At 71.2% G+C, this 25,956-nt stretch carries 23 protein-coding genes; 9 read left to right on the top strand and 14 right to left on the bottom strand.

Annotated elements, in window-relative coordinates:
- Nucleotides 1–40: 40 nt before the first annotated feature.
- The 4 genes from RT2_RS18115 (at nucleotide 41) to RT2_RS18100 (ending at nucleotide 7,043) form a co-directional block, all read left to right on the top strand.
- Nucleotides 41–1,408 carry a GlnX family signal transduction membrane protein gene (locus RT2_RS18115; protein ID WP_072846222.1) on the top strand — a complete coding sequence of 456 codons (1,368 nt, stop codon included), beginning with the start codon at nucleotides 41–43 and terminating at the stop codon, nucleotides 1,406–1,408.
- Entirely contained in the window at nucleotides 1,390–2,448 is a 1,059-nt protein-coding gene (locus RT2_RS18110) for a glutamate ABC transporter substrate-binding protein (RefSeq protein WP_072846221.1), read from the top strand. Before RT2_RS18115 ends, RT2_RS18110 begins: the two co-directional genes overlap by 19 nt.
- A gap of 8 nt (nucleotides 2,449–2,456) precedes the next feature.
- Nucleotides 2,457–4,841, top strand: a complete 2,385-nt coding sequence (locus RT2_RS18105; RefSeq protein ID WP_072846188.1) for a serine/threonine-protein kinase — start codon at nucleotides 2,457–2,459, stop codon at nucleotides 4,839–4,841.
- Between the two features lie 135 nt (nucleotides 4,842–4,976).
- Nucleotides 4,977–7,043 carry an amidohydrolase family protein gene (locus RT2_RS18100; protein ID WP_072846187.1) on the top strand — a complete coding sequence of 689 codons (2,067 nt, stop codon included), beginning with the start codon at nucleotides 4,977–4,979 and terminating at the stop codon, nucleotides 7,041–7,043.
- 7 nt (nucleotides 7,044–7,050) lie between these two features.
- Here RT2_RS18100 and RT2_RS18095 read toward each other — a convergent pair whose 3' ends face one another.
- Both RT2_RS18095 and pta read right to left on the bottom strand, forming a co-directional pair.
- Entirely contained in the window at nucleotides 7,051–8,241 is a 1,191-nt protein-coding gene (locus tag RT2_RS18095) for an acetate kinase (protein ID WP_072846186.1), read from the bottom strand.
- Complete coding sequence (pta, locus tag RT2_RS18090; protein ID WP_072846185.1) at nucleotides 8,238–10,337, bottom strand: phosphate acetyltransferase; 2,100 nt, start codon at nucleotides 10,335–10,337, stop codon at nucleotides 8,238–8,240. Before pta ends, RT2_RS18095 begins: the two co-directional genes overlap by 4 nt.
- A gap of 636 nt (nucleotides 10,338–10,973) precedes the next feature.
- Here pta and RT2_RS18085 point away from each other — a divergent pair.
- A complete protein-coding gene (locus tag RT2_RS18085; RefSeq protein ID WP_139191188.1) occupies nucleotides 10,974–11,663 on the top strand; it encodes a hypothetical protein in 690 nt (229 codons plus the stop codon).
- Nucleotides 11,650–12,270, top strand: coding sequence for a hypothetical protein (locus tag RT2_RS18080; RefSeq protein WP_139191187.1), 621 nt, complete (start codon nucleotides 11,650–11,652; stop codon nucleotides 12,268–12,270). Before RT2_RS18085 ends, RT2_RS18080 begins: the two co-directional genes overlap by 14 nt.
- A gap of 44 nt (nucleotides 12,271–12,314) precedes the next feature.
- Here the strand turns inward: RT2_RS18080 and RT2_RS18075 are convergent, their stop codons facing one another.
- From RT2_RS18075 to RT2_RS18065, 3 genes are all read right to left on the bottom strand, one after another.
- On the bottom strand, nucleotides 12,315–12,908 hold the full coding sequence (locus RT2_RS18075) for a suppressor of fused domain protein (protein WP_072846183.1): 594 nt from the start codon (nucleotides 12,906–12,908) through the stop codon (nucleotides 12,315–12,317).
- A gap of 86 nt (nucleotides 12,909–12,994) precedes the next feature.
- Entirely contained in the window at nucleotides 12,995–14,002 is a 1,008-nt protein-coding gene (gene fgd / locus RT2_RS18070) for a glucose-6-phosphate dehydrogenase (coenzyme-F420) (RefSeq protein WP_072846182.1), read from the bottom strand.
- Nucleotides 14,003–14,128: 126 nt separating this feature from the next.
- Nucleotides 14,129–14,470 carry a YidH family protein gene (locus tag RT2_RS18065; RefSeq protein WP_072846181.1) on the bottom strand — a complete coding sequence of 114 codons (342 nt, stop codon included), beginning with the start codon at nucleotides 14,468–14,470 and terminating at the stop codon, nucleotides 14,129–14,131.
- 306 nt (nucleotides 14,471–14,776) lie between these two features.
- Here RT2_RS18065 and RT2_RS18060 point away from each other — a divergent pair, with 306 nt between their 5' ends.
- The 3 genes from RT2_RS18060 (at nucleotide 14,777) to RT2_RS18050 (ending at nucleotide 16,978) form a co-directional block, all read left to right on the top strand.
- Nucleotides 14,777–15,325, top strand: coding sequence for a C40 family peptidase (locus RT2_RS18060; protein ID WP_245709308.1), 549 nt, complete (start codon nucleotides 14,777–14,779; stop codon nucleotides 15,323–15,325).
- A gap of 92 nt (nucleotides 15,326–15,417) precedes the next feature.
- Nucleotides 15,418–15,891 carry a VOC family protein gene (locus tag RT2_RS18055; protein WP_072846179.1) on the top strand — a complete coding sequence of 158 codons (474 nt, stop codon included), beginning with the start codon at nucleotides 15,418–15,420 and terminating at the stop codon, nucleotides 15,889–15,891.
- Between the two features lie 319 nt (nucleotides 15,892–16,210).
- On the top strand, nucleotides 16,211–16,978 hold the full coding sequence (locus RT2_RS18050) for an HAD-IIA family hydrolase (protein WP_092776091.1): 768 nt from the start codon (nucleotides 16,211–16,213) through the stop codon (nucleotides 16,976–16,978).
- A 13-nt stretch (nucleotides 16,979–16,991) separates the two neighbouring features.
- On the opposite strand, the gene RT2_RS18045 is transcribed toward RT2_RS18050, so the two are convergent.
- From RT2_RS18045 to RT2_RS18005, 9 genes are all read right to left on the bottom strand, one after another.
- Nucleotides 16,992–18,353 (bottom strand): bifunctional adenosylcobinamide kinase/adenosylcobinamide-phosphate guanylyltransferase, encoded by a 1,362-nt coding sequence (locus RT2_RS18045; RefSeq protein ID WP_072846177.1) that lies wholly within the window; start codon nucleotides 18,351–18,353, stop codon nucleotides 16,992–16,994.
- Nucleotides 18,353–19,183: an ABC transporter ATP-binding protein gene (locus RT2_RS18040; RefSeq protein WP_072846176.1), complete on the bottom strand. Its 831-nt coding sequence runs from the start codon at nucleotides 19,181–19,183 to the stop codon at nucleotides 18,353–18,355. Before RT2_RS18040 ends, RT2_RS18045 begins: the two co-directional genes overlap by 1 nt.
- On the bottom strand, nucleotides 19,180–20,151 hold the full coding sequence (locus tag RT2_RS18035; RefSeq protein ID WP_072846219.1) for a FecCD family ABC transporter permease: 972 nt from the start codon (nucleotides 20,149–20,151) through the stop codon (nucleotides 19,180–19,182). The genes RT2_RS18040 and RT2_RS18035 overlap by 4 nt, the downstream gene beginning before the upstream one ends.
- A gap of 113 nt (nucleotides 20,152–20,264) precedes the next feature.
- Nucleotides 20,265–21,263: an ABC transporter substrate-binding protein gene (locus RT2_RS18030; RefSeq protein WP_072846175.1), complete on the bottom strand. Its 999-nt coding sequence runs from the start codon at nucleotides 21,261–21,263 to the stop codon at nucleotides 20,265–20,267.
- An 82-nt stretch (nucleotides 21,264–21,345) separates the two neighbouring features.
- The gene (locus RT2_RS18025) at nucleotides 21,346–22,569 is read right to left on the bottom strand and encodes an O-succinylhomoserine sulfhydrylase (protein ID WP_072846174.1); all 1,224 of its coding nucleotides are present in this window, start codon (nucleotides 22,567–22,569) and stop codon (nucleotides 21,346–21,348) included.
- Nucleotides 22,566–22,982, bottom strand: coding sequence for a rhodanese-like domain-containing protein (locus tag RT2_RS18020; protein WP_072846173.1), 417 nt, complete (start codon nucleotides 22,980–22,982; stop codon nucleotides 22,566–22,568). Before RT2_RS18020 ends, RT2_RS18025 begins: the two co-directional genes overlap by 4 nt.
- Before the next feature lie 32 nt (nucleotides 22,983–23,014).
- On the bottom strand, nucleotides 23,015–23,788 hold the full coding sequence (locus RT2_RS18015; protein ID WP_083577466.1) for an ABC transporter ATP-binding protein: 774 nt from the start codon (nucleotides 23,786–23,788) through the stop codon (nucleotides 23,015–23,017).
- Nucleotides 23,789–23,792: 4 nt separating this feature from the next.
- The gene (locus RT2_RS18010; protein ID WP_072846171.1) at nucleotides 23,793–24,839 is read right to left on the bottom strand and encodes a taurine ABC transporter substrate-binding protein; all 1,047 of its coding nucleotides are present in this window, start codon (nucleotides 24,837–24,839) and stop codon (nucleotides 23,793–23,795) included.
- Nucleotides 24,836–25,717, bottom strand: coding sequence for an ABC transporter permease (locus tag RT2_RS18005; protein ID WP_072846218.1), 882 nt, complete (start codon nucleotides 25,715–25,717; stop codon nucleotides 24,836–24,838). The genes RT2_RS18010 and RT2_RS18005 overlap by 4 nt, the downstream gene beginning before the upstream one ends.
- Between the last annotated feature and the right edge of the window lie 239 nt (nucleotides 25,718–25,956).

The following is a 25,956-nucleotide window of genomic DNA, read 5'->3' as shown; positions in this document are numbered from 1 at the left end:
CCCTGTATCAGGCACTCGGGCCAGATAGAAGGGGTGCGTGGTGGTTGATCGCGTCGCGCCGTCGACGGAGCCGCTGGGCGACGATCGTCCCGTGCCCGCCGCGACGCACCATCCGTCGCCGGACGTGCCCCGTCCGCGGCGATCTCGCCGCGTCCGCGCCTACCTGGGCACCACCCCCAGCAAGCTGCTCCTGGTGGCGTTCGCGCTCACCGTACTCTCGCTGGTCGCCGGCAGCGCCGCCGCCGTCCAGGTCTCGGACCGGGCGCGCACCCTCGACTCGCTGCTGACCCAGGTCGAGCCGCTCGCCTACGCCTCGCAGGACCTCTACAGCTCGCTGTCGATCGCCGATGCCGCCGCGACCACCGCGTTCATCTCCGGCGGCCTCGAACCCGCCGACGTGCGGGCCCGCTACACCCGCGCCATCACCGACGCCGGCCAGGACCTGGTCGACGCGTCCGCGGGCATCGCCACCGCCGACTACACCGCCCACCGACTGCTCACCGACCTGTCCGTGTCCCTGCCGGTGTACACCGGTCTGGTCGAGACGGCCCGCAGCAACAACCGCATCGGGTACCCGGTCGGCGCCGCGTACCTGCGCGAGGCGTCGACGCTCATGCAGACCACGCTGCTGCCGCTGGCCGAGCAGCTGCACACCGCGCAGGCCGCGACCGTCGTGCAGACCCAGTCCGAGTTCGCCACCCCGCCGTGGCTGTCCATCGGCCTGCTGCTCGCGTCGCTGGCCGCGTTGGTGGCGGCGATGGTCCTGCTCGCGCGGTGGACCCGCCGGACCCTGAACCCGGGACTCATCCTGGCCGCGGCCGCCGTCACCGCGCTGCTCGGCTGGCTGCTGATCGCCGGGCTGATCTCCTCGACCGCCACCGGCAACGCGCTCGACCAGGGTGCACGGCCGCTGTCCACCCTGACCACCGCCCGAATCCTGACCCAGCAGGCCCGCGCCGACGAGACCCTTGCCCTGGTTCGACGCGATGTCAGTGCCCGCTACCACTCGCAGTTCGTCGAGCATCTCGACCGCCTGCAGGCGTTGCTCGACGAGTACGACCACAGCGGGATGCAGGTCGGCGAGGACGAGATCGCGGCCGCCGCGGCGGCACGGACGGCCTGGGCCCAGGCACACGAGCGACTCGACGGGCTGCTCGCCGCCGGGGACTGGACCGGGGCGTCCGAGATCGCGGTGGGCCCCGGCCAGCTCGACTCGGCGGCCTTCTTCTTCATCGCCGACAAGGAGCTCGACGCGGCCATCGAGGAGGCCAGGGCGGAGCTGCGCGGCAACCTGGTGCGGGCCCACTCCACCCTCGCCGGCCTCACGCCCGGCGCCCTCGTATTGTCGGCATTGGCGGTGGTCGGGATCGGGCTGGGTCTGTGGCCCCGATGGCGGGAGTACCAGTGACAGGGAACGGCAGGCGAGGACGGCGGATACTGGCCGCCGCGGTCGTCGCCGCGGCCCTGGCAGGCGTCCTGTCCGGGTGCGGCGGCCCCGACGACGTCTCCACGGCCACCGGTTCCACCCAACCCGCGGCCACCCAACCCTCGGCCACCGCGCCCGTCGCCGCCAACCCGGAGGGCACCAACGCTCCACTGCCCGAGGGCGCGGCGGTGGCGCCCAGCCCCACCGGCGAACCCGCCCCCGAACAGTGCTCGAACCCCACCGCGAGCCTGCGCCCGTTCCCCGACGGCGCACCCGAGAGCCCGGCACTGGACCGGATCCGGGCGCGTGGCCGACTCGTGGTCGGCCTGGACACCGGGAGCAACCTCTTCAGCTTCCGGGACCCGATCACCGGGTCGATCGAGGGATTCGACGCGGACATCGCGAGGGAGGTGGCGCGGGACCTGCTCGGCGACCCGAACCTGGCCGAGTTCCGGATCCTGTCCTCCGCGGACCGGATCCCTGCGCTGCAGGACCGTCTGGTGGATGTGGTCGTCAATACGGTGACCGTCAACTGCGAACGCCGCGAGCAGGTCGACTTCTCCACCGTCTACTTCGAGGCGCAGCAACGCATTCTGGTCGCGCAGGGGTCCGGTATCCACGGCGTCGCCGACCTCGCCGGCCGCCGGGTGTGTACCGTCGCCGGCAGCACCTCGCTGACGCATCTGCAGCGGGCCGAGCCGGACGCGATCGTGCTCACCGTGCCGAGCTGGTCGGACTGCCTGGTGGTCCTGCAGCAGGGCCAGGTGGACGCGGTCAGCAGCGACGATTCCCTCCTCGCCGGGCTCGCCTCGCAGGACCCGTACCTGCAGATCGTCGGCGACAGCCTGAGCCCGGAGCCGTACGGCATCGGGATCAACAAGTACGACCCGGACCTGGTCCGTCTGGTCAACGCCAGCCTGGAGCGGATGCGGCAGGACGGGACCTGGTCACGGATCTACGACCGGTGGCTCGGCATCCTCGGTCCCTCGCCCGGCCCACCCGTCCCCCACTACCAGGACTGAGCGCGAGAATGCGCGGAACACAGGATGACTCGGGCCAGAGCCCGACCCCCGCCGACGCCGTGACCGCGTCGTCCGAGCCGGCCGACACGGCGCCCTCTGAACCCACCGCCACCGCGCCGTCCGTAGCCGCCGACGCCGCCACGGCCTCGGCGCTGCCGCCCGCCTCCACCACCCGCGCATCCGGCCCCGCGGGGACCTCGGAGACCTCGGCGCCGGCCGGCCGTCCGTCCGCCCCCACCGGTCGCCGGTCTCGTTCACAGCGTTCCCGGACCTCGGTCCGACGCCGGCTCGGCGGCGGCCTGGTCGAGGTGCCCCCGGTAGCGGCACCCGATCCCGCCGCCGTGGTGATGGCCAATCCCGTTGTCGCCGAGAGCAAGAGGTTCTGCTGGAAGTGTGCGAACCCGGTCGGCCGCAGCGCCGCGGGTAGGTCCGAACCCGCACCGGCGGCCGGCATCTGCGCCTCCTGCGGCACGGTCTTCGACTTCACCCCGTTGCTCGCGGCGGGCGACCTGGTGGCAGGCCAGTACGAGGTGCAGGGCTGCATCGCCCACGGCGGGCTCGGCTGGATCTACCTCGCCGTCGACCGCAACGTGAGCGACCGCTGGGTGGTGCTCAAGGGCCTGTTGCACTTCGGCGACTCGGAGGCACAGGCCGTGGCGCTGGCCGAGCGCCAGTTCCTTGCCGAGGTCGAGCATCCCGGCATCGTGAAGATCTTCAACTTCGTCGAGCATCCACGGCCGGACGGCAGCCCGATGGGCTACATCGTGATGGAGTACGTCGGCGGCAACTCGCTGCGCGAGGTGCTGAGCACTCACCCCCGGCCGGCACGGATGCCGGTCGAACAGGCCATTGCGTACATGCTCGAGATCCTGCCCGCGCTGGCCTACCTGCACTCGATCGGACTGGCCTACAACGACCTCAAGCCGGAGAACGTCATGGTCACCGACGATCAGCTCAAGCTGATCGACCTCGGCGCGGTCTCCGGCATCGAGGGCTACGGCTACCTGTACGGCACGCCCGGATACCAGGCGCCGGAGATCGTCCGGACCGGACCGACCGTCGCCTCCGACATCTACACCGTCGGCCGCACACTGGCCGTTCTCACCCTCCAGATGCCCTCGGACAAGGGACATTACGTCGACGGCCTGCCCACCCCCGAGCAGGCGCCGCTGCTGGCCGAGTACGAGTTCTTCCATCGCCTGTTGCTCCGCGCCACCAACTCCGATCCCAGCCGACGGTTCCAGTCCGCCGAGGAGATGGCCCGGCAGCTGCTCGGGGTGCTCCGCGAGATCCTCGCGCAGCAGACGGGCGAGGAACACCCGGGACTGTCCGAACTGTTCAGCCCCGCGCGGACGACCTTCGGCACCGACGAGGCGGTGCAGACCACCGACGTCTACGTCCACGGCCACCGCCAGAGCGTTGCCCTCGACCCGCTCGAGGTCACCGCGGCACTGGCCGTCCCGCTGATCGACCGGACCGACCCCAGCGCGGCCCTGCTCGCCGCCGCGATCCACACCGAACCCCGCCAGACGCTGGACTCGCTGCGCCTGGCGAGGGAGAACGGCATCGAACGCGTCGCGGGCCCGACGGCGGCGGCGGTCACCCGGCAGCTCAGCCTGGTCGAGGCCAAGGCGCACATCGACCTGGGGGACGGCGCCGCGGCCCGGCAGGTGCTCGACGGGCTCGGCGAGCGCGGGGAGCACTGGCGGGTGGACTGGTACCGAGGGATGGCGGCACTGGTCGAGGGTGACTTCGAGACGGCGATGAGCCAGTTCGATGCCACCCTGCAGGCGCTGCCCGGCGAGGCCGCACCGAAGCTGGCGCTGGCGGCCACGGCCGAGCTGATCCTCGAGCACTGGGAGAGCGAGGACCCTCCGCGGTGGCGCGCCTTCGCGGAGAACTACTACCGAACCGTCTGGCGCACCGACCGCGGGGCCGTGAGCGCCGCCTTCGGCCTGGCGCGTCAGCTCGCGGACCGCGGCGACACCGCGGGGGCGATCGCCGCGCTGGACCAGGTCCCACCCAGCTCGCGACATTTCAGCGTCGCCCGGATGACCGCGGTACTGACCCGCCTGTCCGGCGCACCGATCGGCGAGATGGACGAGGGCGCACTGCGCGACGCCGCCCGGCGGGTCGGCCTGCTGCCGTCGGACGAGGGTCGGGCGCTCCAGATGCGCACCCTGGTGCTCGGCACCGCACTGGACTGGGTGCTGCTCGGGCACACCGCCGACCCCGAGTTCGAACCGATTCTCGGGGTGCCGTTCACCGAGAAGGGGCTGCGCGCCGGCACCGAGGCCGGCCTGCGAGCGCTGGCCCGCAACGCATCCGAGGCCGCCCACCGGTTCGCCCTGGTGGACATGGCGAACGCGGTGCGCCCCAAGAGCCTGTTCTGAGCGGCGCCGCCGCCGACTCGAGCCCGCGTTGACATGACACCTGGGTGATACCTGGCCAATACCTACTGGACATCCGTCCACCCCGGCTAAGCTTCCCGACGCAATCAGCTAACTGAATGGACGGGAAACGACAGCATGACCACCCTCCGGCGTACTCGCCGACGCCTCGTGCAGGCACTGTCCGTTTCCCTCGCCCTCGCCACCTCCTCGGTGGGCGTCGCCCTCGCCCAGCCCTCCGATCCGCCCGAGGCCCTCGCCGGCAACCCCGTCTACGGCCTCGCCAACGGCTGCTACGCACTCAGGTCCGAGCAGACGGGGAACTTCGTCCGCCGCGCCGACGACGGCTACCGCGCCGACGTCGCCGAGCCGGAGGCCGAACCGTTCCGGCTGCACGCGGCCCAACTCGGCCGCTTCATGTTCTACGGCCCCGGCGGCGACCTGCTCGCCCACGACGACACCCGCGCGGTCGTCTCGACGCGCGACGCCGTGGCGACCACGGACTGGACGGTGACCCACACCGACGGCACCTACGGCATCACCGCCACCGCGAACGGCAGCCAACTGAGCATCGCGGACGGCGCGTTGGCGCTGACCGACCCCGGCGCGAATCCCGCGGGCGGCCGGTTCACCGTGAGCCCGACCGGCGGCTGCGCCGACTTCCCCGACGCCGAGGTCAACGCCACCGGCACCCCGTCGGCCGCCACCGGGCCGAACGGGGAGGTGCGCGGCTTCATCGACAACCACGTCCACCTCGATGCGTCCGAGTTCATGGGCGGAAACGTGCACTGCGGCAAGCCCTTCGACCCGCAGGGCATCACCGCGGCCCTGCAGGACTGCCCCGACCACGGCAGCGACGGAATGCCCGCCCTGCTCGAGAACGTGCTCTCGCACGGCTCGCCGTTCACCGAGCACGACACCACCGGGTGGCCCACCTTCGCGGACTGGCCGGCCAACGACTCGATGACCCACGAGCAGACCTACTACAAGTGGGTCGAACGGGCCTGGCGCGGCGGGCTGCGGATCTTCACCGACATGTTCGTCGCCAACCGGGTGCTGTGCGAGATGTATCCGACCAAACGCAACTCGTGCGACGAGATGGACACCGTCCGAATCCAGGCCGTGCAGGTGCGCGAGCTGCAGGACTACATCGACGCCCAGTACGGCGGTCCCGGCCGCGGCTGGTTCCGGATCGTCAGCTCGCCCGAGCAGGTCCGTCAGGTCGCCGCCGAGGGCAAGCTGGCCGTCACCCTCGGCATCGAGGTCTCCGAACTGTTCGGCTGCACCCTGCGCGGCGACGTGCCCCAGTGCACGGCGGAGGACATCGACCGCGGCCTCGACGAGGTCTACGCGATGGGCGTGCGGCAGCTCATCCTCACCCACAAGTTCGACAACGCGCTCGGCGGAACACGATTCGACCCCGGCACCACCGGCATGGCGATCAACATGGGGAACTTCCTGGGCACCGGGAGGTTCTGGCAGGTGGAGCCGTGCCAGGGCGAGGCGACGGACAAGACGCTCGAGTCGATCGCCCCGGCCGAGATCGCCGACCTGTCGGCCTCCCTGCCACTGGGCATCGCGGCGCCCACGTACCCGGACGGCCCGCACTGCAACATCCGAGGGCTGAGCGACCTCGGCGAACACGCGGTCCGGGGGATGATGAGCCGCGGCATGATCGTCGACATCGACCACATGAGCGCGAAGGCATCCGACGCCACCCTCAACCTCCTCGAGGCCGCCCGGTACTCGGGCGTGGTGTCCAGCCACGGCTGGACCGACGAGACGAACGTCCCGCGCATCTACGCGCTCGGGGGGTTCGTCTCGCAGTACGCGGGCACCCTGCCCGGCTTCGTGGAGACCTGGCACGAGACGCGGGCACAGCGCAGCGACAACTACTACTTCGGCTTCGGCTTCGGCGCCGACACCAACGGATTCGCACCGCAGGTCGCACCCCGCGAGGACGCCGCCGAGAACCCGCTGCGCTACCCGTTCACCACGTTCGACGGCGGCACCGTGATGGACCGCCAGCGGACCGGGGACCGCGTGTTCGACATCAACACCGACGGCGTCGCGCAGTACGGGCTGATCCCCGACTGGATCGCGGACGCGCGCCTGGTCGCCGGTGCGGACGGCGACCAGCTCGTCGAGGACCTGAGCCGCGGCGCGGAGGCCTACCTGCAGATGTGGGAGCGGGTCGCGAGGTAGCGGGCCGCTAGCGGGCGAACCGCAGGGCGGCGCGGGCGATGGCCAGCTCCTCGTTGGTCGGCACCACCAGCACCGCCACCGCCGAGTCGTCGGTCGAGATCAAGCGGGCACCACGGTCTTTCGCCGTGTTCCGATCCGGGTCCACCTCGATGCCGAGACCGGCGAGCCCGGCCAACGCGTCGGCCCGCACCTCCGCCACGTTCTCCCCCACGCCGGCGGTGAAGGTGATCGCGTCGAGCCTGCCGAGCGTCACCAGGTAGGCGCCGATGTACTTGCGCAGCCGGTGTACGTAAACGTCGTAGGCCAGCACCGCGTCGGCGTCGCCCGTGTCGATCAACCGGCGCAGCTCGCGGAAGTCGTTGACCCCGCACAGACCCTTGAGCCCGGAACGGCGGTTGAGCAGGGCGTCGATCTCCTCCACGTCCATCCCGGCGCTGCGGTGCAGATGGGTCACGACGCCAGCGTCGATGTCGCCGCTGCGGGTCCCCATCACCAGGCCCTCGAGCGGGGTCAGGCCCATCGAGGTGTCGACGGCCCGGCCGCCCTCGATGGCCGACGCGGACGCGCCGTTGCCCAGGTGCAGCACGATCTGGTTGAGCTCAGCCACGTCCCGCCCCAGCGTCGCCGCAACCTGACCGGCGACGTACTCGTGCGAGGTGCCGTGAAAACCGTAGCGGCGCACCGAGTGCTCGCGAGCGACGTCCCGGTCGATGGCGTAGGTCCGGGCCCGCGCGGGCAGCGTGTGGAAGTACGCGGTGTCGAAGACCGCGACGTGCGGCACGTCGGGCAGTTCCCGCACGGCGCCCTCGATGCCGGTCGCGTTCGCCGGGTTGTGCAGCGGCGCGAGCTCGGACAGTCGGGATATCTCGGCGAGCACCTCGGGGGTGATCTCGGTCGGCTGGTAGAACACCTCGCCGCCGTGCACCACCCGGTGCCCCACCGCGGCGATGCCCGCGGACGCCAGGTCCAGCCCGACCTCGGCCAGCATCGAGAACGCCTGCCGCAGCCCCTCGGAGTGGTCGGCGATCGGCCCGCGGTGCTCGGTGTCGACGCCACCGTGCCGCAGCTTCACCAGCCCCTCGGGCTCGCCGATCCGCTCGACGATGCCGTCCGCGACGGCGTCCCCGGCGTCCGGGTCCACGAGCTGGAACTTGATCGACGACGACCCCGAGTTGATAACCAGGACAGAGCCTTTCACGACTCCCCCTTCTTCGCAGACTGGCCCTGCGCCTGGATGGCGGTGATGGCGACGGTGTTGACGATGTCCTCGATCAGCGCGCCCCGGGAGAGGTCGTTGACCGGCTTGTTCAGTCCCTGCAGCACCGGGCCGACGGCGACCGCGCCGGCGCTGCGCTGCACCGCCTTGTAGGTGTTGTTGCCGGTGTTCAGGTCCGGGAAGACGAAGACGGTGGCCCGGCCCGCCACGTCCGAGCCCGGCAACTTCGCGCTGGCGACCGTCGGTTCCACCGCGGCGTCGTACTGGATCGGACCCTCCACCAACAGGTCCGGCCGCCGCTCACGGACCAGCGCGGTGGCCGTGCGCACCTTGTCCACGTCAGCGCCGGAGCCCGAGTCGCCGGTGGAGTAGGAGAGCATCGCGATCCGGGGGTCGATGCCGAACTGCGCGGACGTGCGCGCGGACGAGATCGCGATGTCCGCGAGTTGTTCGGCCGTCGGGTCGGGCACCACCGCGCAGTCGCCGTACGCCAGCACGCGGTCGGCCAGGCACATCAGGAAGATGCTCGACACCGTCGACACCCCGGGCTCGGTCTTGACGATCTCGAAGGACGGGCGGATGGTGTGCGCGGTGGTGTGCGCGGCGCCGGAGACCATGCCGTCGGCAATGCCCTTGTGCACCATCATCGTTCCGAAGTAGGAGATGTCCGTCATCACCTCTCGGGCACGTTCGAGGGTCATGCCCTTGTGCGCCCGAAGTCGGGCGTACTCGGCGGCGAACTCCTCGGTGTACTCACAGTCCCTCGGGTCCAGCACCGTCGCGGCGGCCAGGTCGACGCCGAGTTCGGCGGCGCGGCGGCGCACCGGGCCCTCCTCGCCGAGGATCGTCAGCTCGGCCACCTGCCGCTGCAGCAGCCGGCTGGCGGCGCGCAGGATCCGGTCGTCGTTGCCCTCGGGCAGCACGATGTGTCTGCGGTCCGCGCGGGCCCGCTCGATCAGCTGGTACTCGAACATCTGCGGCGTCACCACCTCCGGGCGCGCCACCTCGAGCCTGGCCAGCAGCTCCCTCGAGTTCACCCGCTGCTCCATCAGACTCAGCGCGGTGTCCACCTTGCGCTGCGATCCGACCGCGACCCGGCCACGGGTGCGGGCGGCGGCCGACGCGGTGTCGAACGTGCCGAGCGCGGTCTGCAGGATCGGCAGCCGCGGCCGCAGCCCGGCCATCAGCTTCGCCACCGCCGGGTGCGGGCGCAGGCCACCATTCATGATGATCCCGGCCAGTGACGGAAAGCCCTCCGCCTCATGCGCGTTGACGACGGCCAGCAGCACGTCGGACCGATCGCCGGGCGCGATCACCACCATGCCCTCGGCGAGCCGCTCGAGGATGTGTTCGGCGGTCATCCCGCCGACCATCACCTGCAGCACCTCCCGCTGCAGCAGTTCGCTGTCGCCGCTGTACATCTCGCCGTCGACTGCGGTGAGCAGCTCGTTCATCGTCGGCGCCACCAGCAGCGGGACCTCCGGCAGGCTCCACGTCGGCACCCCCAGCGGGGCCAGCGCCTCGGTGACCTCGTCGAGTCGCTCGGGGTCGCAGCGGTTCGCCACCACCCCGACCAGATGCGCGTGCTGGGCCCGCAACTCGGACGCGCAGATCTCGCCGAGCTTGTGGACCTCCTCCGGGCTGCGTTCGGAGCCGCGGAGCGCGAGCAGCACCGGCGCATCCAGGTTCACCGCGATGCGCGCGTTGAAGCCGAGCTCGGTGGGACTGCCCACGTCGGTGTAGTCGCTGCCGACGATCACCACGGCGTCGCACTGCTGCGCGACCGCGTGGTAGCGGGCGACGATCTCGCTGATCGCCAGCTCCGGATCCGCGTGCACCTGTTCGTAGGTCACGCCGAGGCACTCGTCGTAGCCGAGCTCCGCGGTGGTGTGGGCCAGCAGCAGTTCCAGGATGTAGTCCGGCTCCTCGGTGGAGCGGGCGATCGGCCGGAACACCCCCACCCGGGCGGCACTGCCGGCGAGCATCTGCAGGACGCCGAGTGCGACCGTCGATTTTCCGGTGTCCCCTTCCGGAGAGGCGATGTAGATGCTCGAGAGTGCCGATTCACCGGAAGCCATGGCGTCCACCCTAGTGGTGCGGATCGTGGTGCGGATCGTGGTCCGCCGACGGCCACAGCCGCTCGCCGCGGCGCCGGAATCGGGTAGTCGTCTACTCGTGCCCGATCCGGCACACGGTGGCAGTGTCGTTTTCAGGCTCGATCGGTGTGATCTGGCCACAGGGGATGAATGTCGATGCGAACTGCATCCTGGCCGATGATGCCCGTGTTGGCCGGCGCGGTCTTCGCGCTGGCGCTCGGCCTGTTCGCCCCCGGGTCCGGGACGGCGGTGCCGACGCCACCGCCAGACACGTCGACGACCGACGAAACTGGGCCCACCGACGAAACCGGACCGGCTGACGAAACCGGACCAACTGACGGATCGGGGTCGGTTACCGGAGAGACCGTGCGACACGCGACCCTCACCCTCAATCCAGCTGAGGCACCTGTGTCCACGACCGTGACTGTTCGGGTCACGTGCAGGGGGAATATCGACAGGGAGACTGAGTCGTTGTCAATCGATTCCTCCGATGGAGAGCCAATACCCCTCGACGGGGCAGACCTGCTCCCGCCGCTCGGCGACGATGACTTCCACTCTGCATTCGTCGCGAGTTTTGTGGTCCCGGACATCGAACCCCGCCAGTACACCCTCCATACGATGTGCGGTGGGCAAGCTCCCTTCACCGTGACCGAGGAGCCGTCCGATCCGATCCTGACGGTCTCGCCCGATCACGGTGTCCCGGGTACCGAGGTCGTGTTCCATGGGACGAATTTGCCCCGGTGCACCCAATCGTGGAGCGTCACGCTCGACGGATCCGTACTGGGCAACGTCACCCAGGACGGCGACACCTTCGACCACCCCACCACGGTCCCGGCGAAGGCCGTCCCGGGTGGCCAACTGGCCCGGATCGAGTGCGCGAGCCCCGAGTCGTCCGCACAAGCCGACTTCGAGGTCGAGTCCGGCCCCAGCACCAGCACCAGTACTGGCCCCGGCAAGAAGACCACAACCACGACGAAGAAGGTGTCGTCGACAACGACCACCGATCAGCCGATGACAGCCACCGACGAGAAGGTCGCATCCGACTCGAAGGGCAACCCACAGGTCGCCCTGATCGCCGTGGCGGGACTGACCTCCGTCGCCGCGGCCGTGAGCGCCGGGTTCATGGCGCGGGCCCGACGGGCCCGGAGGTGGCTGAACGAGCACGTGGACACCCAGCCGAGGCCGGCGCCTCCCGCCGTCGCGGTCGATCCGCCGCCGGGGCAGGTGCGCGGCCGGTCCGTGCGACTCGAGCCCCGGGGAGACGCCGGCCACCAGATCATCGAGGAGAACGGCCGTGACCAGAACTGAGATCGTGCCCAGGTCGACCCTGCGCGCCGCGGTGTTCGGGCAGGAATCCGACGATGCCCTCACCGCACGCATGAAGCCACACGTGCCGCCGACCGGAATGGCCCCGGCCCGGGTGACCGGGACGCGCTCGGTGCCGCGCTCGACGCTGCGGCTGATCGACAGCCGGATCCTGTCCACCGCGTTGAAGTTCCTCGATCAGGACCCCTGCCCCCTGCTGTTGTCCGGCGTGAAACGCTTCCGGGCCCTCACCGAGGCCGCGCGCGTCACCACGGCCGCGCCCGGGCGGGAGGAGGTGGTGATGCTGGTCGATCCCTACCGCGTCACCTCCGAGCACCGGCCGGAGGTCGCGCTGCTCGTCGACGGCGCCGAGATCGCCCTGATCGCGTTCGACCTGCGGGTTGCGTTCGCCATGTGCGAGACGGCCGTCGCGGTGCGGCTCGGGGCCATCGATTCCGTTGCCTGCGAGGCCGGGTCGCTGACCGTGGACCTGTCCGTCCCCGGCGGCGAGCACCTGCTGCACGGTGAGGCCAAGTACTCGGTGCGGCGCGAGGTGCGGCCGCCGATCACGATTCCACTGGTCGATCCGCGCGCACAGTTGCATCACTGATGCATGCGCCGACCGCCCGGTAGCGCTGCGGGCACGCCCCGCGCTCAGACCACCGGTGCCCGGTTGATGTCGGAGACGTCGGCGCCGGCCGCCTCGAGCCGCCGGAACAGCGCGTCCGGGCCGCTGTTCGACGCGAAGTCGAGTTCGCTGTCGCTGATCGGCACGGCCTGCAGCCAGGTGGTGACACCGTCGTCGTCCTCGACCAGGATCTCGAGGTCCGGCCAGATGAACGGGGCCACCAGCAGGGCGTGGCGCATCGCGGCGTCGGGGTCCACCTCGCGGACCGCGTTGGGGATGATGCAGTTCGGTGTCACGTGGAACGAGCCTGTCGCGATCGCGAAGGCGCAGCGGGCCAGCACGTCCGCGAGCGGGCGGTAGTCGGCGCGGCCGACGGTGACCAGCTCGGTGCGGATCTGGGAGCCGTCGTCGGTGGTCACATTGGTGGGGAAGCGTGCCATGTCCAGGGTCGAGTAGGACGCGTACCCCGGCCCCGGGCAGCCGTCGCCGACCGCGATCGTCACCTCGTCGGGGCCCTCCCCCTCCGCAGCCTCCGGGTCGACGGCATTTCGGAACTTGAGCACCCGGGTGGCCTCGCCGAAGACGAGACCGATGCGGCGGGCGGATTCCTTGGCGTCCATGAGGGACAAGCCTAGTGATCCACCCGCCGCCGACTTGGCTCAGGCCAATGCACGCGCCTGGTCAGGCCAATGCACGCGCCTGGGGGTCAGGCCAATGCACGCAGCCGCGGCTCCAGGTCGCGCTGGAACAGGTCGAGGAAGCGGCGCTGGTCGTGGCCCGGCGCGTGGAAGACCAGGTGGTTCAGGCCCGCGTCGGTGTACTGCTTGACCTGCTCGACCGCCTCGTCGGGGTCGGACGCGACGATCCAGCGCTTCGCGACCTGCTCGATCGGCAGTGCGTCCGCCGCGGCCTCCATCTCGATCGGGTCCTCGATGCTGTGCTTCTGCTCGGGGGTCAGCGACAGCGGCGCCCAGAACCGGGTGTTCTCCAGCGCCAGTTCGGGGTCGGTGTCGTAGGAGATCTTGATCTCGATCATCTTGTCGATCTCGGCGACGTCGCGCCCGACCTTCTCCGCACCCTCCGCGACCGCGGGCAGCAGCTTCTCGGTGTAGAGGTCCATGCCCTTGCCGGAGGTGCAGATGAAGCCGTCGCCCGCGCGGCCCGCGTACCGGGCGACGACCGGTCCGCCGGCCGCGATGTAGACCGGGATGCCGCCCTCGGGCACGTCGTAGATCGAGGCGCCGGTGGTGCGGTAGTACTCGCCCTCGAAGTCGGTGCGCTCGCCGGTCCACAGCGCACGCATCAGCTGCACCGACTCGCGCAGCCGCGCGAAGCGCTCCTTGAACTCGGGCCACTCGCCCTGGTAGCCGGTGGCGATCTCGTTGAGCGCCTCGCCCGTGCCGACGCCGAGCATGACGCGGCCCGGGTACAGGCAGCCCATGGTCGCGAACGCCTGCGCCACCACCGCCGGGTTGTACCGGAACGTGGGGGTCATCACCGACGTGCCCAGCTGCAGCGTCGTGGTTCGCTCGCCGACCGCGGTCATCCAGGACAGCGAGAAGGGCGCGTGGCCGCCGTTGTGCCGCCACGGCTGGAAGTGGTCGGAGACCGTCGCCGAGTCCATGCCGTGCGCCTCTGCAGACACCGCCAGTTCGACGAGCTCGCGCGGGCCGAACTGTTCCGCGGACGCCTTGTACCCGAGCTTGAGAGCCACCGTTCCTCCTCTTGGAAACTGCTGTGGAAACACCGAAGTGGATGCCGTGCGGTGACGGCCGTTACAACAAATCAATCACGCTGACCCGGTCGTCGGTCCGCCGGGTCTCGATCAGCGACACCGAACTCAGACGGCTCCGAGCACGGTCACCACCACGGCGGCCACCGCGACCAGCGCGATGACGACCGCGAACAGCCACAGGTCTTTCGCCTCCGGCATCGGGGCGCCACGTTCGAGCGCGTTGCGCACCTGCAACCAGCGCCGCATGCCGACCAGCGCGGCCAGCACCGCCAACGCCAGCAGCACCAGGCCCAGCGAGGTCCGCACCCAGCCGGTGCTGAACTCAGGCACCAGGTGCACCATCGCGATGCCGCCCGCCAGGAGTCCGAGCGAGGTCCGCATCCAGGCCAGGAAAGTCCGCTCGCTCGCGAGGGTGAATCGTTCGTCGGGCCGGTCCGGTTCCACCACTCGGCCATCCTCGCACCGCAGGCCGCCAAACGCGTGGCACAACACCCTGACTGTGAGCGCCGCGTAGTACCCCTGCCGGAATCCAAGACCCTCTGCCGTCACGGCCGGCGCCCGGGCATGAGAAGGACGCCGACATGACGCCCAGGATCCAGCGGTTCTGAGCCTGGCCACGGCACCTGGTCCGAACGCGGTGCAGCAAGTCACGTGATCGACCGAGTCGACGCGGTGAGTGATCTGTAACACTCCGCGGTCGAATTGTTATCTAACAACTGACCGCTACTCGACGCCGGCCAGGAGGACATCCACGTGACCCCATCGACAGTGAGCGGAAACCGCACCAGGCACCTCCGCCGGACCTTCGTCGCGGCCGCACTGGCGGCCGGCGTGGTGGCCCTGCCTGCCGCACCCGCGTTCGCGCAACCCTCGTCCGGCAGCGCGGGCAGCTCCTCCGGGTCCGGCAGTTCCACCGGGTCCGGAAGTTCGGACTTCGCACTGCCCATCTCCAGCCCCGCCGGGCTGATCGCGTTGGCCGCCGCCACCACCCAGACCGGCAAGCCGTACCTGTGGGGCGGAACCGGGCCGAATGCCTGGGACTGCTCAGGCCTGACACAGTGGGCCTTCCGCCAGGCCGGCGTGAACCTGCCCCGGGTCAGCCAGGACCAGGCCTGGGTCGGCGCGTCGATCCCGTTCGCCGCGATGGCGCCGGGCGACATCATCACGTTCCGGACCGCCAACGACCATGTCGGCATCTACGCGGGCTTCGGCCAGGTGCTCAACGCGTACGGCGCCGGCGTACCGGTCGGGCTGACCCCGCTGTCGGAACTGCCGCCGATCAACCAGATCCGCCGCTTCTGACGAGTTGCCCGAGCTCCGGCCGCGATGAGTTCGGCCCGCGAGTCTGGTCTACATCGATGTACCCACTCGACCGACCGAGAGGACCGAACATCATGCAGAAGATCACGCCGTGCCTGTGGTTCGACACCCAGGCCGAGGACGCCGCGAAGTTCTACACGTCCGTCTTCAAGAACTCGAGCATCGGCGCCGTCAGCCGCTATTCCGAGGGCATGCCGATGCCCGCGGGCACCGTGCTGACCGTCGCCTTCACCTTGGACGGCCAGGAGTTCACCGCCCTCAACGGCGGCCCGGCGTTCCACTTCACCGAGGCGATCTCCTTCCAGATCGACTGCGCCGACCAGGCCGAGGTCGACGAGTACTGGAACCGGCTCACCGACGGCGGCGAGGAGTCGCAGTGCGGCTGGCTCAAGGACCGCTTCGGGGTGTCCTGGCAGATCGTGCCGAGCGACCTCGAGAAGTACATCGGCGGCCCGGACACCGCCGGCGCGCAACGAGCCGTGCAGGCGATGATGCAGATGCGCAAGATCGACATCGACGTGATCCGGAAGGCGTACGAGCAGGACTGACCCGCTACGTCGACCCGCTACGAAAACACCTCCCCGGCCCTGACTCGAAAAGGTACGACTCACCGTTTCGGTACAACTCGCGGAATCCGTACCGATTCCGCGTTTCGTACACATTCGGCGTGTCGTACCTTCTCAATTCACGGTGGACGGTTGTTCTCGAGGCCCGGTCTTTGTTCGCTGCGCAGTCCTTTCGCGACACAGCCGCGACCACCGTGACGCGGCACACGACCTCCGGGACTGGTCGGTAACCCCGGCCAGGCGGCACACTTGACCCGTGAGCCGCGACGAGCAGCAGTCCCCCGCCAACTGGACCTACCTGATGGACATGGACGGCGTCCTGGTCCACGAGGAGCACCTGGTGCCCGGCGCCGACGAGTTCCTCGCCGAACTGCAGGCCGCGGGAACGCCCTTCGTCGTGCTGACCAACAACTCCATCCGCACCCCGCGGGACCTCCGGGCCCGGTTGGTGCGCTCCGGCCTGGACATCCCCGAGAAGTCCATCTGGACCTCGGCGCTGGCCACCGCGACGTTCCTCGACAACCAGCGGCCGGGTGGCAGCGCATACGTGGTCGGCGAGTCCGGTCTGACCACCGCGCTGCACGAGATCGGCTACGTGCTCACCGACAACGACCCCGACTACGTGGTGCTGGGCGAGACCCGGACGTACTCCTTCGAGGCCATCACCACCGCGATCCGGCTGGTCGAGCGCGGCGCCCGGTTCATCGCCACCAACCCCGACGCCACCGGGCCGTCTCGCGACGGGTCGCTGCCCGCGACGGGCGCCGTCGCGGCACTGATCACCCGGGCCACCGGACGCGACCCGTACTACGTCGGCAAGCCCAACCCGCTGATGATGCGTTCGGCGCTGCGGGCGATCGGTGCGCACTCCGAGAACACCCTGATGATCGGCGACCGGATGGACACCGACGTGGTCTCCGGCCTCGAGGCGGGACTGCAGACCATCCTGGTACTCACCGGGATCTCCACGCGCCAGAGCGTCGAGATGTTCCCCTACCGCCCGACGCTGGTGCTGAACTCGGTGGCCGACCTGGTGGGCCGGACCCAGAACCCGTTCGGCGGCAACTGATCCGGCCGACGGGTCACCTCAGCGTGACCGGCAGCCCGGCCGAGACCAGCACCACGGACTCGGATTCGGCGGCCAGCGACGCGTTGACCCGGCCCAGCAGGTCCCGGAACCGGCGGCCCGACGCCGTCGCCGGGACCACCCCGCTGCCCACCTCGTTGCTCACCGCGACCACCCGCACCGACGCCGACCGCCAGGCACTCAGCAGGTCCTCGACGTCCGCGTCGACCGCACCGAAATCGCCACTGCGCCAAGCATCGTGGTGGTCGAGCCGGCCCGCCAGCCAGGTGCCGACGCAGTCGAACAGCACCGGATCGCGCGCGCTCCGCAGCGCCACCGCCGCGTCCGCCGTCTCGACGGTGTGCCAGCCCTCCGGCCGTCGGGCCCGGTGCGCGGCCACCCGCACCGCCCAGTCTGCATCGCCGCCGTCGGTTCCGCCCGTCGCCAGGTAGAGCACCCTCGACTCGGCGGCGAGCAGACGTTCGGCGTAGGTGGACTTTCCCGCCCGGGCGCCGCCCAGCACCAAGGTCCGGGACGCGCCGGCCGGGCGGAGCGGCAGCGCAACGATCGAATCCCCGCCGATCGACACCACCGCACCGTCGTCGAGAACCCTTGCACCCCAATGACTCAGCCGCTCGGCAAGCTCGGGCAGCGGCGGGTTGTGGTGACCCAGGTGCACGGCGACCACATCGGTACCGTCGGTGACCGCGCCGGCCTCGCGGAGCGCCGCCAGCGTCCGCGGGAAGCTGGTCAGGTCGTGGTGGTCGCCGCCGTGGTCGGTCTTCGTGCCGAACGTCTCCTCCAGGAACACCGCGTCGTAGGCGGCGCCGCGGACGCGGGCCAGGGCAGCCCCGCTCAGCGGCCCGGTGTCGGTGGCCCACAACAACCTTCGTCCGTCCGGCCCGGCGAGGTCGTAGAGCACGGCGTCACCCTCGCGCACCGCCCAGTGGGTGGCGGCCAGCACCCGCACCAGGTACCCGCCCAACGTCACCGTGTCCCCCGCCGCGACCGGCACGAACCGCACCGGGTCGTCCGGACCGACCCAGTCGCGACACAGGTCCAGCGCCTCCGGCGGGCCGAGTACGTCCAGCGGTTCGGTCCGGCCCGCCCACGACCGGAACAGCAACGCCGCCGGGCCCACGTGGTCCGGATGGGCGTGGGTCAGCAGGACGTGCCGCACCCCGGCGAGGGTGCGACCCGACCGGACCGCCGCGCGTGGCGCCTCCGGCCCGCAGTCCAGCAGCAGCACGTCGTCGACCAACGCGGAGGTCTGCCCCCGGATGTCGCCGCGGGCCGCGGCCAGCATGCAGGACGCGCAGGTACAGAACGGATTCGGCCAGCCGTCCGCGGCGCCGGTACCCAGCAGGACCAGTTCCATCAGCCCGCCACCGAGCCGTCGCCCGGCCGGCTGCGAACCGGCAGCACCGCCAGCCCGCCGGGCCGGTCCAGCACCTCCACCCGGGCGCCGTAGACCCGGTCGATCGTCTTCGCCTGCAACACCTCTCGCGGCGTACCGTCCGCGACCACCCGGCCGCCGTCGAGCAGCACCAGCCGGCGCGCGTACTGGGCGGCGAGCGTCAGGTCGTGCATGGCCGCGACCACGGTGAGGCCGTCGGCCGCCCTCATGCCTTCCACCAGGTCCAGCACCTGCTGCTGGTGACCGATGTCGAGGGCGCTGGTCGGCTCGTCCAGCAGCAGCACCTGCGGTTCCTGCGCCAGCGCGCGGGCCAGGCCCACCCGCTGCAGTTCGCCGCCGGACAGCGCGGTGACGCGTCGGTGCGCCAACCGGGTCAGGTCCAGCCGCGCCATGATCTCGTCGGCCACGTCGCGGTCGTGCGCGGACTCGGTGCCGAACCTCGGTACGTGGGGCGTGCGTCCGAGCCGGACCAGTTCGGTCACCGTCACCCCCTCCGGCACCACCGGCCGCTGCGGCATCAGGGCCACCACGCGCGACATCGCCCGGCGCGCAGTCTGCGAAGGGTCGAGGCCACCGACCGTGACCGTCCCGGTTGACGGCACCAGCCCGGCCAGGGCGTGCAGCAGGGTGGTCTTGCCCGCGCCGTTCGGTCCCACCATCGCGACCCACTCGCCTGGCCGCACCAGCAGGTCGATCCCGTCGAGCACCGGGACGCCGCCCCGGCTCGCCCCGAGCCCCACACACTCCACGGCCGGCGGCACAACACCCGGCGCCCCGACTCCCCCGCTCATGCCACGCCCCGGCTGCGACGCAGCACCAGCAGGAAGAACGGCGCACCGATCGCGGCCGTCACGACGCCGATCGGCAACTCGGCCGGCGCCAGCGCCCACCGAGCGACCACGTCGGCGAACACCAGGAACGCCGCACCCAGCAGCAGCGACAACGGCAGCAGCAACCGGTGCCCGGGCCCGACGACCAGTCGGATCGCGTGCGGCACCACGATGCCGACGAACCCGATCAGCCCGCTGACGCTGACCACCGCGGCCGTGCCGAGGGTCGCGGCGCCCACCAGGACCAGCCGTACCCGAGCCGGATTCACGCCCAGGCTGGCGGCCTCCACGTCGCCGACCGCCATCACGTCCAGCGTCCGCCGGTGCAGCAGGATCACCGCCGCGGCGACCACCACGTACGGCAGCACCACCCGGATGTCAGTCCAGCCGTCGGTGCTGAGCCGGCCCAGCAGCCAGCTGTAGACCTGCCGCAGCGTCTCGTCGTAGCGCTGCATCAGGAAGGTCTGGACGGCGTTGGCGAAGGCCGCGACCGCAACGCCGGCCAGGATGATCACCACCTCGCTGCGGACCCCGCCGATGCCGCGGCCCAGGAGGTACGTCGCGGCCACCGCGAGCACCCCGCCGACGAACGCGGCGACCGGCACCCCGTAGGCGACGCCGGCGCCACCGGCCACGATCGCCACCGTCGCACCGAGGCTGGCGCCGCTGGACACTCCGAGCAGGTACGGATCGGCCAACGGGTTCCGGAAGACGCCCTGGTAGGCGGCGCCCGCTATGGCCAGGGTCGCGCCGACGAGGGCACCGAGCACCACCCGCGGCAGCCGGATCTGCCACAGGATCGCGTGCTGTTGCGGGGTCAGCCCCGAGTCCACGTGCACACCGGGGATCGCGTCGAGCAGGTCCAGCAGCACCGACCGGGCGGTGAGCCCGGCCGGACCGACCAGCACCCCGACGAGCAGCGCGGCCATCAGGATCAGGACTGCCGCCGCGAGCACCAGCGCGGACCGTCCCCGGCGCGGCCCGGTGTCGACGCGCGACGCCGCCGTGGTCCCGGCGGGCCCGGTGCCGGCGGCCGGGACGGTCACCCGACGGGCGCCGGCTGGGCGGCGAGCACGCCGCCGATCGCGGTCACCAGGTCCACCACCCGCGGGCCCCAGCGGCTCGAGACGTCCTCGTCGAGCACGTGCACCCGGCCGTCCCGGACCGCGGCCATCCCGGACCAGCCGGGCCGGGCGGCAACCTTCTCCGCGGTGACGCCGCAGCACTGGCCGTCGGCCAGGAAGATCAGGTCGGGGTCGGCGGACACCACGTACTCGGCCGACAGCTGCGGGTAGGCGTCCCCGGCGCCGGCCGCGTCGGCGATGCTCCGCAGCCCGAACAGACCGTAGATCTCGCCGAGGAAGGTCTGGCCCGAGATGGTGAAGAGGGTGTCGTCGAGTTCGTGGAAGTAGGTCGACTGCTCGGCGCGCGGCGGGGCCGCCGCCACCGCCGCGTCGATCTCCCCGCGCATGGACGCCACCAGCGCCGCCGCGTCGGGCAGGTGTCCGGTGGCCGCGCCGATCCGCTCGATCTGCGAGTACGCGTCGTCGAGGTCGGCGGCCGCGGGCAGCAGCAGGGTCGGCACCCCGGCCGCCTTCAGCCCGGAGACCAGTCCGCCGGTGTCGTCCATCGCGATCACCAGGTCCGGCTGGTAGCCGAGGACCGCCTCCACGTTCGGGGAGAAGCCGGACAGGTCGGTCGTCGGCACGCCCGCCGGGTAGTCGGACAGCGCATCGACGGCCACCACCTGCTCGCCGGCGCCGAGCGCCCACAGCGTCTCGGTGGCGGTGGGACTGAGCGAGACCACGGCCTCCGGCCGCGCGGCGATCGTCACCTCGTCGCCGGATCCCGACGCCCCGGACCGCACGGTCACCGGGAACGTGCCGTCGCCGGCGGAGGCGCCGCCGGACGCGTCGGAACCCCCGGTACCGGTCGAGCCGCCGCAGGCCGCCGACGCGAACGTCGCCACCACCGCGATCAGCGCCGCGGCGACCATCCGTCCTCGACGCCGACGCGGAACCGACGCCCCGCGCCCGACCATCGCCGCACCTGCCACCGACACACTGACCTCCGAGAGTTCGCTACGTGCCCGGCGGGCGGCGTCGGCCGCCGGATTGGCTCGACTAGTCGAGCGCGCCGGCCAGGTCCGCGAGCAGGTCCTCGACGTCCTCGAGACCCACCGAGAGCCGCACCACGCCGTCGGTGATCCCGACCGCCGCGCGACCCTCCGGCCCCATCGCGCGGTGCGTGGTGGTGGCCGGGTGGGTGATCAGCGACTTGGCGTCGCCGAGGTTGTTCGAGATGTCGATGACGCGCAGCGCGTCGAGCATCTCGAAGGCCCGCTTCTTGCCCTCGCCCTCGGGGGCGTCGAGTTCGAAGGTGACGACGGTGCCGCCGCCGCTCATCTGCCGCTTCGCCAGGTCGTACTGCGGGTGCGACTCCAGGTACGGGTACTTCACCCAGCGGATCGCCTTGTGTCCCTCCAGGAACTTCGCGATCTGCAGCGTGGAGTCCACCGTGTGCCGCAGCCGGACCGGCATGGTCTCCAGGCCCTTGAGCAGGGTCCACGCGTTGAACGGGCTCAGCGCGGGGCCGGTGTGGCGCATCAGGTTCTTGACCGGCCCGTCGATGAACTCCTCGCTGCCGAGGATCGCACCGCCGAGCACCCGGCCCTGGCCGTCGATGTGCTTGGTGCCGGAGTAGACGACCACGTCCGCGCCGAGGTCGAGGCTGCGCTGAAGCAGCGGCGTCGCGAAGACGTTGTCCAGCACCACCTTCGCGCCGGCGGCGTGCGCCATCTCGGAGACCCGAGGCACGTCGACCAACGACTGCATCGGGTTGGAGGGCGTCTCGAAGAACACCGCGGTCGTCGGCACCGACAGTGCCTGCTCCCACTGCTCGAGGTCGTCGCCGTCGACGAAGACGGTCTCGACGCCCCAGCGGGGCAGGATCTCGTTGCACACCACGAAGCAGGAGCCGAACAGGCTGCGGGCGGCCACCAGCCGGTCACCAGCGCCGAGCAGTGCGCCGAGCGCGGTGAACACCGCGGACATGCCGCTCGCGGTGGCGAAGCAGGCCTCGGCGCCCTCGATCAGGCGCATCCGCTCCTCGAACATCTTCACGGTCGGGTTGCCGTACCGCGAGTACACGAAGTGGTCGACCTCGCCGGTGAAGGCGGCCTCCGCCGCACCGGCCGACTCGTAGACGAACCCCGAGTTGAGGAACATCGCCTCCGAGGTCTCCTCGAAGCCGGTGCGCATCACACCGCCCCGCACCCCGAGGGTGCCCAGGCCGACGTTCGGAGGCAGTTCCTTGTGGAACGCGCCGCCGCGGGGAATGCCACTCATGATTGCCTCCAGGGAAGTCCGACCGCGCGCCAGCCGGCTGCGCCGCGGTGACCGTCCGCGCCGATGCCACCCTCGAAGCCGTCGAGAACGTTGTAGGACGGGCCGATTCCGGCCGCGGTCGCGGCCTCGGCCGCGCCGATGGAACGCTGGCCCGAACGGCACAGGAACACGACCTCGCGCGCCTCGCCGCCGGTGATGCCGGCTTCCTTGAGCTGGTCGACGAAGTTGTCGTTGCGGGCGCCGCTGACGCTGACCCACTCGATCAACACCGGGGTCCGGCCCAGTTCCGAGGTGTCCGGAACCCCGACGAACCGCCACTCCGCGTCGGTACGACAGTCGACGAGGACCGCCCCGGGATGCTCGCGCAGCAGGTCCCATGCCTGCTCGGGAGTGATGTCGCCTGCGTAGCTCATGGGGACAGTTTTTCACAACCTCCCGGAGCGGCTCACGCGGCGGCAGCCTCCTTGACCGCGTGCCCCACCTGAGCACGCAGGCCGGCGAATCGCGGCGACCCCCGCAAAGCGTCCGGGTCGACCCCCGAACGCGGCAGGTCCACCGTCAGATCCAGCGCGATCCGGCCCGGCCGTCGGCCGAGTACGACGATGCGCGATCCGAGGAAGACCGCCTCGTCCGCACTGTGCGTGACGAACACAGTGGTTCGACGGGATGCCGTGCCGACCACCCGCAGATCCTCCTGGAGCCGCTCGCGGGTCAGGGCGTCCAGCGCGGCAAACGGCTCGTCGAGCAGCAGCAGCGAGGTGTCCGCGGCCAGTGCCCGCGCGATGGCCACCCGCTGCTGTTGGCCGCCGGAGATCTCCCAGATCCGCCGGTCCGACATGGCGTCGAGACCGACCCGCACGAGCAGCTCCTCGCGCCGCGCGGCCCGCTCCGACCGCGGCACCCCGGCGTACTCGAGCGCCAGGTCGACGTTGCCCCCGACGCTGCGCCACGGGAACAGCCGCGGCTGCTGGAACACCACTCCCGCGCTCACACCCGGTTCCGGGGACACGCCCGCGACGCTGATCTCGCCCGCGGTCGGTCGCTCGAAGCCGGCAATCAGCCGAAGCAGGGTGCTCTTGCCGCAGCCGGACGCCCCGACCAGCACCAGGAACTCCCCGGCGGGCACGTCGAGCGAGAGCGGCCCGACCGCGGTGACCTCCCCGTACGAATGGGTGACGTCGCCGAGCCGGACGTGCGGCTCCGCGTCACTGGACGGCACTGCGTCACTGAACGGCACCGGGCAGTCCCTCCACGTACAGCGCCTGCTGGAAGACGGCCAGATCCGGCGCGGCACCGATCTGCTTCTGCTCCGCCAGGAACTGCGCGGCGCTGTGCAGGTTGTTCGCCAGGTTGCCGGGCGCGCCCTCGGTGCCGAGCCAGTCCGGCGAGGACAGCGCGGCGGGCGCGAGGAAGACGCCCTGCTTCAGCTGTGCGGCCGCGTCCTGCCGGGTGCTTCCGATCTCCGCTGCCACCGCCTCGGCCGCCGCGGCCGGGTCGTCGGCGATGGCGGTCAGGGCCCGCGCCTGGGCAGTGCGCCAGGCGTCGACGACCTCGGGGTGCGCGGCGGCGAAGTCCGCGGACACCACGCCCAGGTCGAGGGTGGGCTTGCCGGCGGCGGCCAGCTCACGGCTCGTGATCAGGGTCTTGCCGCCGCGGCGGAGCTCGTCGAGCGTCGGCAGCCAGGTGTAGACCGCGTCGACGTCGCCGCGCTGCCACGCCGCGAGCGAGGCCTGCGGCTGCAGGTCCACCAACTGCACGTCGGAGGCCGACAGGCCGGCCTGGTTCAGCGCGGCCAGCAGGCTGTAGTGGGCGGTGGAGGCGAACGCGGTGCCGATCTTCCTGCCACGCAGGTCGGCCACGGACTCGATGCCGGTGCCGTTCCGGGCGACGAGCGCCTCGTTGTCGCCGGCCACGTCGAGCACGAACGCAACCCGGTACGGGATGCTCAGCGGCGCCGACAGTCCGCGCGCCACCGGGCTCGATCCGATCGCGCCGAAGTCGACCTCGCCCGCGACGAACGCGGTGTTGACGTCCGCCCCGGAGTCGAACTTCGTCCACTTGACGTTGTAGCCGGGCAACGCGTCCTCGAGCCAGTGACCGTTCTTGACCACCAGGTCGCCGCTCGGAAAGGACTGGTACGCAACGCGGATGGTCGGCTTGTCGTTGCTCGCCGACGAGTCGACCGAGCAGGCCGCCACGCCCAGCGCGAGGACCGCTCCGGCCACGGCGACGGCCAGCACCCGGCGGGCACGACTGACGGGGATACTCATAGATTTCCTCTCCAGGGCACCGCGCGCCGTTCGGCGGCACGCAGCAGGGCGTCGATGACGAGTCCGGACAGTCCGATGGCGACGATGCCCACCAGCACCACCGGGGTGTTGTTGTAGTTCGAGGCGTCCTTGACCATGCCGCCGATTCCGGGCAGGCCGTTGAACAGTTCCGCGGCGACCACCGACGAGTAGGCGATGCCGACCGCGAGACGCACCCCGGTGAAGGTCTCCGGCAGCGCGGAGGGCACCACCACGTCGCGGATCACCTGGGCCCGGGTGGCACCGAGGGCACGCGCGGCCTCGATCAGGCCGACCGGGGCCGCGAGCACCGCGGCGGTCGTGGCGACGGCGGCCGCCGGCAGCGCCGCGAGGGCGAGCAGGGCGATCTTCGGCGCCTCGTCGATCCCGAGCCAGATCACCAGCAGGAACAGGTAGGCCAGCGGCGGCAGCGCCCGCAGGAACGTCAGCCAGGGTTCGAGGATGCGGCGCAACCAGCCGACGGTGCCCATCGCCAGGCCGAGCGCTACCCCGACGGCCACGCCGATCACCACGCCCGCCGTGACCCGGCGCAGCGTCATGTACAGGTGCTCCCACAGCAGGTGTCCCTGGTAACCGCGGACCCCGTCGTGGGTGGTGGAGGCATCGACCGCGGCGCGCCAGACGGTCGCCGGGTACGGCACGAAGATCTCGTTCCACAGCCCGCTGACCGCGGCGAGCTGCCACAACCCCAGGAAGACCAGGACCGGCAGCAGCGGCACTGTGGCCCGGCCGCCGCGACGAAGCCAGCGCGGCGTAGCCCCGGCGGGGGCCTCCCTGGGCGCCGCCGTCCCGGGCCGGGTGGCGGCGGCCGGGGCGCCGCGGGCGAGCGTCTCGGTCATGAGGAGCATTGCTACGCGGCGCCCGCTGGACGGTGAAGGGTTTCGCTCAGCCGTGACTCGAATGGTTGCGCCCCTGGTCGACCCCCACAACAATGCCTTGGCACAACCGCTGTTTGTGGCCCCTCAAATTTCGATGGTCTACCCATCCGGGGCCGGGCGGTGCATGATCGAAGACTGCCGCCTGTGCCTGGGACCGGACACGACTGTCCTGGACCGGACAGGACGTTAGGCAGGGCTTA

This window comes from Rhodococcus tukisamuensis NBRC 100609 (assembly GCF_001894985.1).
Classification (GTDB): Bacteria; Actinomycetota; Actinomycetes; order Mycobacteriales; family Mycobacteriaceae; genus Rhodococcus_G; species Rhodococcus_G tukisamuensis.
The sequence above is the reverse complement of the archived record's forward strand: the minus strand, read 5'-3'. Positions and strand labels throughout refer to the sequence as shown.